The organism is Amphritea atlantica, assembly GCF_900111095.1.
In the GTDB taxonomy this organism is placed as follows: domain Bacteria; phylum Pseudomonadota; class Gammaproteobacteria; order Pseudomonadales; family Balneatricaceae; genus Amphritea; species Amphritea atlantica.
Genome location: NZ_FOGB01000004.1, coordinates 346447 through 359543, shown reverse-complemented (window position 1 = coordinate 359543; position 13097 = coordinate 346447). Strand labels below are relative to the sequence as shown.

The window sequence follows — 13097 nt, the reverse complement described above, 5'->3', positions numbered from 1 at the left end:
CTGGTTTGGGAGCTATCCAGGCTAGGGTCATAGATCCTAATACTGCTGCCCCGACCACTTTTAAAGCCGCTATAAAAAGCGCATCTGGTTTGGGAACTCTCCAGGCTAGGGATCATAGATTCTAATACTGCTGCCCGACCACTTTCTTTGTGTAACAAGTTTCTCGGTAAAAGTATTCGCTTACCAGTTTAACGAAGCTATCCGAGCGATTTTTTTCCTCTTACCGATACAACCGGTTAGAAAAATCTGTTTTTCAGCAAATCCCCTTCGCTGAACCTTAACGAAGTCATTTCGTTATTCACCGGGGTATACATTATCGTCTGTTTTATCTTGTATACAGCTGCCCCGGATTTTTTTAAAACTATTAAACCTGGCCTTCCTCCCCTCTCAGACCTCTTTCCTATACCGGTGATTGCATTACTTGGGTAGAATTATCCGATCTGCCAACAATGGATTGAGTGATAGATCAAAAACATCTATTTACCCCATAGTTATCCTTTGCGCAGTCTTCAATGACTCACGTTTTGGCGTTACCTCAAGCTTTCTTTAAATCTCCCCAGCAAAGCCAATGGCTTCCTTTTTACTTGCCACGAACACCTAAACTTCCTCAAAGCTCATCAATTAAAGCTTTGAATAACTCGGTACAGAAACTGCCATGATTATGCTGCAGCAAAAAAGGGTTTTCAGCCACTTAAATACGAACAGATAAAAACGAAGATACTCGAGATTGCATCAAAATATATCATATCTCTGCAGGATACAGCCTTACACGCACAACCTAGCTTGATCGAATTACAGCAATAATACTTCTCTTTACGATAGGCGGTTCAATTCCCACCCTCTCAAAGAGAAGCCTGAGACACCATATAAATATAAATGTCAACAAATATACTAACCACCAAGGTGCATTTAAATGAAAAAAAACAGAAAATAGGAAAAATTCCTATATAATAAATCATTGAAATCAAAGGAAAATAGCATTTTAAGGCAAGTTTTTTACCAAAAATAGTTCCATTCATTCACAGGGATATCCATAATGATTAAGAAGCACTTTGTAACAGCAGCTATTGCTTGCGCTATTTCAACAACAGCACCATTTGCAACAGCAGCAGGTCAAGCTGGAACAGGTCCAAGCCCATATACAGATTGCGGCATCGGAGCTGCTTTATTCAAAGACACCCACTGGGCAGCTGTATCATCAAACATTATCTGGGATTTGGGAACCACAGCCGTAACGTCAGCGACTATGAGCCCTGAAACTTGTAACGCAAAAAAAATGGAGGCTGCTCAGTTCATTCTTGACTCTTACGAAAGTCTGGTTGAAGAAACAGCTAAAGGACAGGGTGAAAACATTTCGGCAATGCTGGATATCTTCGGATGCCAGGAAAGCCAACAAGCTAGTGTTATTATGTCTGTCCGATCAGATATGGCTAAGTTAGTTTCAACCGAGTCCTATACACAGGAATCAAACGTAACAAAAGCTACTGCCTACTATAATTCAGTAAGCAAAGCAGTAAACAGCTGTTCAGCATAAATTTTGTAAAACTTGTCAGTACATGCACCATTACGCATACGCTGTAATGGTGCACTTTTTTACCACAATTGAAATTTACTGATGTTGCTACGAATTGTAATACTACTGACTTTCTCGATAATCTCTCTCAACGCTGTTGCTGCAAAATCACACGAAAGTGAAGCTTGGGTCAGTGCAGCTAAAAGACAAAACTTATCAATTAACCCAACATGGCTGAAGCTTGGTCATTATAAAGATAAAACTTCATCACAAACTGCGTATAGCAGTGAGATTCATAGTAAGAATTTCTTTATAGCTTCAAACGGCATGACAGACCCTCAGGAAGAGTTATTTGCAACTATTGAGGCCATGTTCACTCCTCTCAACCAGAAGAACAGAGATGCACACCCCCAATGCCAGTTTCCTGCGCGATATCTTTGGTTAAAGAAGCATTTACAAAATACTAATGTTTTACCAGCAGAAGCTACCTGCCCTTCTTATAACGAATGGACACATGACAGCTCAATAGAATCTCTAAGTGTTATTTATGCTACAGGTTATCTCGGAAATCCGGCATCATTCTATGGACATACATTTCTAAAGTTTAACTCTGCTAATAACACCTCATCTTTTCTCGATAAGACTATTAATTATGGCGCAGTTGTTCCCGATGGAGAAAATCCAGTTACATATATATTTAAAGGGATATTCGGTGGATATATAGGCGGTTTCAGCGATGTGAATTTCTATTTTCAAAATAATAACTATGGAGAAAATGAGCTTCGAGACTTATGGGAGTATCGCTTGGACCTTCCTACGGAAAGCGTAAGGCTGATTGTTGCCCACTCCTGGGAGGTATTAAAAAAGGAATACACTTATTTTTTCTTCCGTAAAAACTGCGCTTATAGAATGGCAGAATTGATTGAACTCGCGGAGGGAGTAAACATTATAAAATCTCGCGCTGTAACGTTTCCTCAATCGTTAATCAAGACAATTAGTGAGTCATACATTAATAATCGACCACTCGTACTATCAAAATTTTATCATGCTTCACGACAAACCCGACTTTACCAGAAATACCTTGCTCTCAATGCAAATGAAAAAGCCTTAGTTCATCAAATCTTCAATCATCATAATAAGTTATATGATAACGACTTCATTAAGTGCTCAATAACCTCTAAATACCTCATACTAGACACCCTGTTAGACTACTTGCAATACGTTCGAACACCAGAAGACAGAAACACTGATACTGTGAATTCATTTTACCAACAAGTACTAATAGAACGTTATAAGCTCCCCCCTGGAGAAGTACACATTTCAAAACAGCACGGATATCCCCCCGATAAAGGACGTGATCCGAGTTTAGTTCAATCAGCAATTACTCACAATTCAAAGCTGGGGGATGGTATATCGCTTATTTTCCGCCCGGCATATTATGATGTTCTGGATTCTGATAACAGCCATGTACGAGATTCCGCTTTGACAATGGGTCGTTTTGAACTGCACTCATCACAAGGAGGAAACTTTGAATTGCGTGATTTAACTCTTATTGAAATTGAGAGTATAAATGCGGCAGTAACAGGACTACCCGAAGACAATGGCAGCGGCTGGTTCTTAAAAGCAGGGCTTCAACCGCCTGATCTAACATGCACTTCCTGTTTGATAATGCGAGGTCAAGCTTATTATGGTTACTCAAAACGAATAAGTAATGATATTTTGATTGGGGGATTCCTTGGTGGTCAACTTCAGGATAGCTATAAATCCAGCGGTAATACACGTATCGCTGCTAAACTTTTTACTAATCTTTTTACAGGAAAGGATTACAATATGCGTATTCTGATAGATACAGCAACCCCCTTAGATGGAGCGAAATCTCAGGAGTACGTTACGACTTTTTTATCTAGATACCGTTTGAGTAGGAATTCAGATATTCGATTATCTTATAAAAAAGACAAGGCAGAAGAATACAACCTAACTTTTGGCCTTTATTTCTAATGAGAAGATGTACTAAATCAGATTTAAACCTGATCTGGCAGTTTGCAGCTTCCCTAAGGGGCTGCAGGTTAGGTTTAAATTACGAACTGTTTCATCTGATTAATTTTCCATTGAGTAGCATTTCTATCAGCGTTATGCCACAGTTACACCTACCTGAAAAACTCGCTAATGATAGTAACATTCAAGCTAAGTACCCAGAGCTACTTAATAAATATTAAGGAGGATCATATAATAGCTTGATATTTAGAATATAGACAAGAGTTCCTCCCGGTCCAGCCACTTCAAAATATTCCCCCTATCTGATGGTAAAAAATGATCTTCTCTGCAAAAAAGAACCCTGAAAATCCTGGCAAGCACAGACAGTTCATCGTCGTTGGTGTGCAGCGGGGTGGCACCTCGGCAATAGCGGCTGCACTTCAGGCACTGGGGATATCCCTTGGGGATAATTATCATAGCCCTATCTATGAAGATTTAGAGATAGCAAAAACGTTTCGCAGCGGCAACTGGAAAAAACTGCAACAACTGATAACGGCATATGAACTGGAGTATCAGCAGTTTGCCTGGAAGCTACCTGATAGCAACAGTAAGCTAGCCCGCATTTCCAAACTGTTTTCAAACCCCAGTTTTATCTTTGTTTACAGGGATATCTGCGCAATCGCCAACCGAAAACAGTCAGTGCAGAACATCACTCTCGTCGAGGCAATGAAATCCAGCCTGACGGCGTATAACCGGATAGTAAAATTCGTCGAAAAAAACGACTATCCAGCTCTGCATATCTCTTATGAGAAGCTTCTGCAGGATTCCCAGAGGCAATTAAGGCAGATTGCAGATTTTTGCGATATTGATGCAACTGAAAGCTTAATTGACCAGGCCAGCCAAGCCATCGAAGCATCTCCGAAAATTTATACGCAATGGGTGGATATTTCACGACAGATATATCAGCTCAATAAAGCCGGATTTGATGGCTATATTGATAAGGTTTCTGAAAATCTGGTGTCTGGCTGGTTTCTCCAGAAGGGCTCTGATCAACCGGTTACTGTTGAACTTCTTGTCAATGATCACTGGGTCGCAGATGTCCTGTGCGAAGAGTTTCGGAGTGACCTGATCACGGCTAAAAAAAGCGTGACAGGTAAGGCGGGTTTTCGTGTTTCACTACCAAAAGGCACTTTAGCCAAAGCAGACACCGTTTCAGTCAGAGCAAAAGGTCATACGGAAACCCTGTTCAGCGTATTTTAAGACAGCACTATCGCTCAGTAAGCCCCTTATCGCGATGTAATGACACGTTCGCAAATCTTGCGAAAACAGACTGAATCAACGATTTTGTGCTCTTTAGAACCGATCACGATGGTAATAACGCCAACAGCGATACCGCTCTGGTGAACCGGCAAAATCGTTACAAGGTAGGATGAACCTTTTCCCCTTTCAATTTCAAACGCCCGCAGAGATATTCTCCCGACACTTCTGACAACTCTGGCAATTGCCTTCTGCAACCTGAGATTATCGACAAGAGCCCGGCAACTTAGACGGTTTTTACTATCTGTTTTAAGTCCATCCCCACTTGCCAGCGCTTGATCTGCAAAATGGTTTGTGCAGATTACCTCACCGTTCGTCGCTAGCAGAAACACACCGCACCTGAATCGGTTAAGTTCACCCACAACAGCCTTAAAGCGGGCTTTCAGAAGCGGTAATGTATCTTCAGGGTGATTAAGATGAGTACAGGGACCGGTCAAATGCAACGACGATGGAGATACACTGCACTGTCGTACCTCGTCCCTCTGCCTGTTGCCCGTGAGAATATCAATATCCCAAAAGCGCATCTTATTTTTATAATTAGCTATCATATACTTCTCCCGGAGCATGAGCCCCTGTTTCAGGCCCCTGCTCGGCAAAACATCAGATATTTAAGATTGATAGCAGATACACCAGCAAGTCTTACGCCAATCAAGCAAAAGATTTAGCACCCTATATATATCAGCATGTTACAATAAATTAGCAGAGTACAGGATTGGTTATGTCAGTAGTCTTTATCACTATTGAGAGAAACGGAATCATATATTCTTCAGTTTGACGATTCACAACAGCCTGATAACCTTCTACGCTATAAACCATTGAATATATAACATTGAGTTTGCTGCTATATCGTATGTCGATCGGCAGTAAGTCTCGTTCTTAATCGGCAACACTGCACCTGCTTTCAGGTAAACTACTAAAGTTAAGAGGCGCACAGGATCCCTACTGCTAACCGGTGCGTGATTCTGAGACGCTTAACACCAATCAGTTCAACCATCAAAATGCAGCTACAGATTTAACCGATCACTCAAATCCGATATTGGAAAAAATGAATGGGAAATATCGCTGACAAACTGGTTCAGGTTACTCAGGGCATGAAAATCGATGTCGGGCACGCCGCTCTGACGGTGACCAAAGCACTCGATTACGTAGGCATTGATGATAAAAGTCATGGCCGCCGTGTCGGCCTGATATGTCACCGCATAGCACATCTGCTGGGTTGGAATCGCACCAGAAGGCATTTTATTTTGATTGCGGGCATGCTCCACGACTGCGGCGTGTCATCTACCACAGTGCATCGCAAGCTGGTGGCCGAGATTGAGTGGGAAGGCGCAGAAGAGCACTGTTTGAGAGGTGATCAGTTTTTACAAAGTTTCCCGCCATTCAGCCCCTTCGCTGCAGCAATCAGATACCACCACACCCGCTGGCAGGACCTGCCACCGTCACTTGACGATGAAACGCGGGAATATGCAAACCTGATATTTTTCGCAGATCGCTTAGATGTTGCCTATGCGTCGTTCATCATCAGTCACCCGCACCATGAAGCACTGTTAAGCCGGGAACGCCTTCTTGCTGAGCTGGCACCTTATGTTGGGATACTGTTCTCCGATGAAATATATAAAGCAGCTACCCACGCTATACAGAAAGACAGCTTCTGGCTAGAGCTGCGTGAGGAGTATCTGGATGATGCCATCATGGAAGCGCTCTCCTCAGAAGACTATGAAATATCATTGTCATTTGACGAAATTGAATCGCTGGGAGAGCTCATATCTCAGGTCGTCGATGCCAAGAGCCCCTATACGCACTACCACAGTTTGCGGGTTGCAGACCTGGCTTACACACTTTCAGGGCTGGCAGGTCTGGAGCCTTATCAAAGAAGAATACTGAGACTTTCAGGTCTGCTGCATGATGTCGGTAAGTTAAGAACACCAGATGAGATTCTTGAAAAGCCCGGAGCACTGACTGACGCCGAAGTCGCCCAGATGCGCAGTCATCCGCTCGATAGTAAAAGAGTTCTTAATTCACTATTCCCCAATACCCCTATCGCAAAATGGGCAGCAGAACATCATGAAAAGCTGGATGGATCTGGCTACCCGTTTGGCTGGAAAGGCGATCAGATCGACTTTCCTACCCGGATCTTATCGGTCGCCGATATCTTTCAGGCTCTGTGCCAAAAGCGGCCATATCGGCACAGGCTGAACATAGAGGACGTTCTTGAGATCATGGATGTAATGGCTGGCAAAGGGGAGATAGACCTTTCAATATATGGTTTACTAAAAGCAAACAAAGAGGAACTATATACAATAGCAATAAAAACGTAGCCTCTCTGAGAATGAGAAACCGTTTCCTATCGTCGGGTGACCAGAATAAATCAAACCGCCCAGCCATAGCCGGCCGGAAAAGCGCACAAAATGAAGGATATATTGACAAAACACAACAACTCTATATAGTGTAGATCAGCTTAGAAAAAGTCTATTTTTTAACCATTTGTTGTCGTTGTATTACTGTTGTTGCAATATTTAAGTATTCTCGTCCCTCTGTTTTAAAGTCCAGTCTTATTTTTTTGCTATCCGGTCACCTCTGACTACATTTTGAACAACAGCGTTTTATACCCCTACGCTGTGAAGATAGAGAGTCGCTCTGAATATCGGTTCAGAGTTGTCCGGCACAATACCAGAACGGTGGCGATTACACTGCACAGATGGTTATTGTTGCTTCCTGTCTGGGTGAGCCAGTCGTTCACAGCTTCAGGAAACTACCCGCTGTATTCAAGTGTCGTGGACACTCGGCAGCTATAAATATTTTTGTCATGTGCATGAGATAGACTAACAAGGATCTCAGCATTAGTTTTTGGTCATCAGACAGGGCTCAGTGCCCAGGCTAGCAAAAGCAGGTCTGATCTCCAGTCCAATTTAATTCACTCCAGAGACGTGAGTGATGCCAGCCATACGCATCCCGTAGTATTAAAACCCATTATCAATGAGTTCTTCTGACTACCTGAAGCGGCCGATGCTGGTTTATTTGAGAAAAGAATGAGTAATAACACCAAAGCGGCAATCAACGCCGCAGATTTTGAAAAATATAGTAATCCGATTCCCGGCCGGGAATACATTATGGGTCTCTTCGATGAACCCGGTAAGTTTTTAAATCGCGAACAGCTGGGTAAAAACCTGAAGCTGTTTGAAGATGAAGAGAAAGAAGCGTTGCGCCGCCGCCTAAGGGCGATGGAGCGTGATGGACAACTTAATTTCGACCCGCGTAAGGGTTACAGTCTGCTAACCGCTCAGGATCTGGTTGAAGGCCGGGTTATCGGGCACCCTGATGGCTTTGGTTTCCTGTCACTGGACCAGGGTGGTGACGACCTTTTCCTGCATGATAGCCAGATGCTCAAAGCATTTCCCGGTGACCGGGTACAGGCACGAATCACCGGCACTGACCGTCGCGGACGTCAGGAAGGTCAGATCGTTAAGGTGCTTGAAAAAAATATGACCGAGATCGTTGGTCGTTTAAGAGTCGAGGATGGCGAGTACTATCTACAACCCGAAAACAGCCGTATCTGTAATGAGATCGATATCCCGGATGATCAGCTAAATGGGGCTCAGGTAGGGCAGTATGTCACCGTTGAGATCACCGAGTACCCTTGTCATCGTTTTAATGCTGAAGGCCGGGTAACTGAAATACTGGGGGACTCCATGGCTCCGGGTATGGAGATCGATGTAGCGATTCGCAACCATGATATCCCCCATAAGTGGCCACAGGATGCGCTACAGGCAGCCGAGGCACTGGGCGAAGAGGTTAAAGACGCGGATAAACAGCATCGTGCAGATCTGCGCGGCTTGCCATTTGTCACCATTGATGGCGAAGATGCCCGGGATTTTGATGACGCAGTCTACTGCGAGAAACGCAAGTCCGGCGGCTGGCGTCTGTTTGTCGCTATCGCCGATGTTTCCCACTATGTCACGCCAGGCAGCCCATTAGATCTGGAAGCCGCTGAACGGGGTACCTCTGTGTATTTCCCGGGTCATGTTGTACCGATGCTGCCCGAAGCGCTGTCAAACGGACTCTGTTCACTGAATCCCCACACGGACCGTTTAGTTATGGTCTGTGAAATGGCGATCAACAACGCCGGTAAGATGACCAGCTATAGGTTTTCTGAAGGTATTATTCACTCCCACGCCCGGTTGACCTATACCCAGGTGGGAGCGCTGGTATCTTCACCCGAATCTGAACTGGGTAAAACCGTTGCCCGCAAGCATGACGACGTTGTTCCCCATATCCACACCCTGCACCATCTCTATGCCGTGCTGAGAAAAGCCCGTACAAAACGGGGCTCCATCGACTTTGAAAAGCAGGAAGTACAGTTCAAGTTTACCGAAGACCGCAAGATTGACCGCATTGTGCCTGTCGTCCGTAACGATGCCCACAAGATGATTGAAGAGTTTATGCTCTGTGCCAACGTCGCTACCGCCCAGTTTTTAGAGAAACTTGAGCTGCCAGCCCTTTACCGTGTCCATGAAGGGCCAGTAGAGAAAAAGCTGACCAATCTGCGGGCATTTCTGAGCGAGAGGGGCCTGAATCTGGCGGGTGGAGAAAAGCCAACACCGGTACATTATGACCGTCTGCTGAAAGGACTTGGCGAGCGACCGGACGCGCAGATTATCCGCATGATGATGCTACGCTCTCTCAGTCAGGCGGAATACAGTTCAAATAACCAGGGACACTTTGGCCTGGCGTATCCGGCATATGCTCACTTTACTTCACCCATTCGGCGTTACCCTGACCTGCTGGTTCACCGTGCAATCCGTTCAGTCATTCGCCGTAGCGAAACTGGCAGCGTGATAAGCCGGGCACTGAAGAAAGTCACCGGAGTGGGTTCCGACCCGGTACACCGGATTAAAACGGCCGCACCTCTGGCACCGGGAAAAAGCTATCCTTATGACCTGGCGGCGATGAAGAACCTGGCTGAGCACTGCTCGCTGGTATCCCGCCGCGCGGATAAAGCCAGCTGGGATGTTGAAGCCTGGCTCAAGTGTGAATATATGCAGGACCACGTTGGCGATGTCTTCAGCGGAGTTATCAGCACGGTCACTAACTTCGGTCTCTTTATCGAGCTGGACGATACTCAGGTTGAAGGGCTGGTGCATGTCACCGCTCTGAACAATGACTATTACCAGTTTGATGCCGCCCAGCAACGGCTGGTGGGCGAGCGCACCCACGCCAGTTTCAGCATTGGCGATAAGATCAATATTCGGGTGGTGCGGGTCGATATGGATCAGCGCAAAATCGAATTTGAACTGGCGGTTAAAGAAACCCCATCAGCTACAACAAAACCACGCAAACGCAAGGGCGGATCTAATAAAGGCACCGGAAAATACCGTCGCTAAGTCACAGGCGGATATCTGATTAAGCCGATCCTTAAGAAAATTAAGCATCGGCCTTATTGCTCAACGAACCCGCTCAAGCTGATCTAAACAATCATCCCGGATATCCAGATAGTCAATATCCGGCAAGCCCAGATATTCCAGAGCAGGTTTTAATTCCAGCCATGACTCCCGGGGAGTATTCAGTCGCCAAAAGCGGCGATACTGCCCGCTGATATCTTTTGCCAGAAGCACCAGACAGAATAACGCCTTGCTCCTGTCATTAATTGCAGCAGACGGCTTTAAAAGCTCTAACGGATAGTGCAGTTGTAGTTTAATCGCACCGCATACCGACTCCGGCATATGCCAGGCAGCGGCAATTTCTGCACCGAGCGTGAAGTGATCAACACCATATTGCTGCCGTTCCAGGCTGCTTAAACCGGCCAGATCACTCCCTTCAAGGGCATTCAGAAAACGACGATAATCACTAAAGGACTCCATCATCAGTGGCACACCACAATCGTGTACCATTCCCAGTGCATAGGCCTCATCAGGATTATCAACTGATAAAATGCCGGCTAGCCGGGCCGCCAGTTCAGCGACTTCGGTGGAGGTATCCCAAAACCGGTCAAGACGCCCTGTTTTCGATAAAGAACGTTTTAATGAGATCACCGTAATCAGCGTTTGTAAGCGTTTGAAGCCCAAACGCATGACCGCCTGCTGTAGTGAAGACAACCGCCCTACCCTTGAAAACAGGGGACTGTTAACCGTGGATAACACAACGGTATATAAGGACACATCAGTCTTCAACAGGTTAACGACAGCGCCGACATCAGGCTCAGCTGACTTGAGCAGTGTTGCGAGTTTCAGCAATATCTCTGGACGGGACGGAATCAGGTAAGGCTTCGGCTTTATTGCCATAAACTCCCCATAACGATTATAACTAAGAGATCGACACAGGATCACTCTACCACTACTGATTAATAAGAGAACAGAAGATTGTCACTAAAACAGGTACAGAGAGACCGGCCTTCTACTCCCATACCACATCACACAGACCACTTTGAGCACACCAGGCGGTACTCGACGAAAAGCTCAGCAAGACAGACACGACTTTAATCCCGAAATTCAGATGGTCAGGCACCCGCTGTCGCGCTCCGGCTGGTAGATTTTCTCAGTACTTTTCAGCGATTAGAGAGCCAGATACTCTGATAGGGTGCCAGTTCGATGCTCCCCAACAGATCCTCATAGCGTTGACCACTGAGCAGATCGCGCCAGTCCTGAGTCTGGATAAGATTCAGATCTGACAGCGATAATGTCGCAGACTCAGCACTGATATTATTCAGACAAAATATATTCTGAGTGCGGTCGATACTCTGACGCCAGAAACCGAAAACCTGCTCCCCCAGATGCAGAGTAAACTGAGTGCCGTTTGGATGGAACGCTTTCTGCTGAGCGCGGATGGAGATCAGATGCTTCATCGCTGTAAAAACGCGGTGATGGTGGCTTGTCTGATCCGTGAGTAACTGTTCTAACTCGCTATAATCCCATTGATGTCGGTTAATTGAGCGAAAGTGACCGGTAGCCTTAACCCGTTCGTGATCGTTCTGGGTGCCCAGTAAGCTGTGAAGATAGAGTCCCGGAATCCCTTCAAGCGCCAGCATAATGGTATGCGCACAAAGAAAACGGGCTTCTCCCCACTCATCTTTACCTCCAACGGTTCCCTGCAACGCCTCAAATAATGCAATATTAATTTCATAGGGTTTCTTGCCGCCATCGTCCAGCGCCCGCCAGGATACATGACCACCAAAATCCTGCATGGTAGCTATCATCAGATCCACTTCACTATCCGGCAGGATGCCCTCTACCGGACGCAGGCCGATACCATCGTGAGAAGCGATGAAATTGAAAAATGCAGTGCCATCCTGTGCCGGCGGCATACTCATCATCCACTGCTTCAGATAAAAATTCTGTCCGGTGATCAGGGCATGAAGCAATAACGGCGGCAGTGAAAAATTGTAAACACAGTGTGCTTCGTTCGCGTTACCAAAATAGGAGAGGTTTTCCCGGCTGGGAATATTTGTCTCAGTGATTATCATGGCGGAAGGGCAGGCATATTCGATCAGGGTACGCAACAGTCTCACCACTTCATGGGTCTGCTCAAGATTGAGACAACTGGTGCCCGCTTCTTTCCACAGAAATGCGATGGCATCGAGACGGAAAATATTGACGCCCTGATCGAGATAGAAGCGAACAATATTAACGAACTCTTTCAAAACCCCGGTGTTACGGAAATCAAAATCGATCTGGTCGTGACTGAAAGTACACCATACATACTTTAACCCATCCGTGGTCTGTACCTCTCTTAACAGCGGGCTGGTCCGTGGCCGAACCACTTCAGTCAGATTTTCATCGGGGCTGGTGGTGAAGTAGTAATCATGCCCTGGCCCCTCACCTTTTATAAAATGCTGAAACCATTCACTCTCACCGGAACCATGATTGATCACCAGATCAGACATTAGCCGGTACTCAGCCGAAAGCCGCTGGATATCCTGCCACTCCCCCACCGATTCACGCACCTCATAATAGTCGCTCACCGCAAAACCATCATCTGAACTGTAGGGAAAAAAAGGCAGCACATGCACACCGTTAATCACGCCATCGCACTGCTCATTGAGAAATCGGTGCAGGGTTGTCATCGCCCGCTCATCAGTACGCAGCAGACTGTCACCGTAGGTAATGAGAATAACGTCCTGCTGGCTCCAGTGATTCTGATAGGGAACAGGAACCTGCTCCACACTACCCAGACGCATAATAGATATCAGATCGGAGACCAGCTGAGCAATATCAGTCTCAAATCCCTGGTAGATAGTCTGCAGGTGGTTCTCAATCTGGCTGGCCAGCTGTTCGCTTGCTGTATTTAAAACACTATCCAT

8 protein-coding genes are annotated in these 13097 nt (G+C 45.8%); 5 read left to right on the top strand and 3 right to left on the bottom strand.

Annotated features, from left to right (window positions below):
- Window positions 1–1036 precede the first annotated feature (1036 nt).
- From BMY09_RS09460 to BMY09_RS09450, 3 genes are all read left to right on the top strand, one after another.
- Window positions 1037–1534, top strand: coding sequence for a DUF3015 family protein (locus BMY09_RS09460; protein ID WP_091357077.1), 498 nt, complete (start codon window positions 1037–1039; stop codon window positions 1532–1534).
- 81 nt (window positions 1535–1615) lie between these two features.
- Entirely contained in the window at window positions 1616–3511 is a 1896-nt protein-coding gene (locus tag BMY09_RS09455; RefSeq protein WP_091357075.1) for an Lnb N-terminal periplasmic domain-containing protein, read from the top strand.
- Between the two features lie 312 nt (window positions 3512–3823).
- Entirely contained in the window at window positions 3824–4747 is a 924-nt protein-coding gene (locus BMY09_RS09450; RefSeq protein WP_091357072.1) for a sulfotransferase, read from the top strand.
- 26 nt (window positions 4748–4773) lie between these two features.
- Here the strand turns inward: BMY09_RS09450 and BMY09_RS09445 are convergent, their stop codons facing one another.
- Window positions 4774–5352, bottom strand: a complete 579-nt coding sequence (locus BMY09_RS09445) for a hypothetical protein (protein ID WP_139203174.1) — start codon at window positions 5350–5352, stop codon at window positions 4774–4776.
- A gap of 543 nt (window positions 5353–5895) precedes the next feature.
- On the opposite strand from BMY09_RS09445, the gene BMY09_RS09440 reads away from it, so the two are divergent.
- Window positions 5896–7122: an HD-GYP domain-containing protein gene (locus BMY09_RS09440; protein ID WP_175483494.1), complete on the top strand. Its 1227-nt coding sequence runs from the start codon at window positions 5896–5898 to the stop codon at window positions 7120–7122.
- A 711-nt stretch (window positions 7123–7833) separates the two neighbouring features.
- Window positions 7834–10185 (top strand): ribonuclease R, encoded by a 2352-nt coding sequence (gene rnr, locus BMY09_RS09435; RefSeq protein ID WP_091357065.1) that lies wholly within the window; start codon window positions 7834–7836, stop codon window positions 10183–10185.
- Window positions 10186–10245: 60 nt separating this feature from the next.
- Here rnr and BMY09_RS09430 read toward each other — a convergent pair whose 3' ends face one another.
- Window positions 10246–11082, bottom strand: a complete 837-nt coding sequence (locus tag BMY09_RS09430; protein ID WP_091357063.1) for an HDOD domain-containing protein — start codon at window positions 11080–11082, stop codon at window positions 10246–10248.
- 263 nt (window positions 11083–11345) lie between these two features.
- Window positions 11346–13097 (bottom strand): sugar phosphorylase, encoded by a 1752-nt coding sequence (locus BMY09_RS09425; RefSeq protein WP_091357060.1) that lies wholly within the window; start codon window positions 13095–13097, stop codon window positions 11346–11348.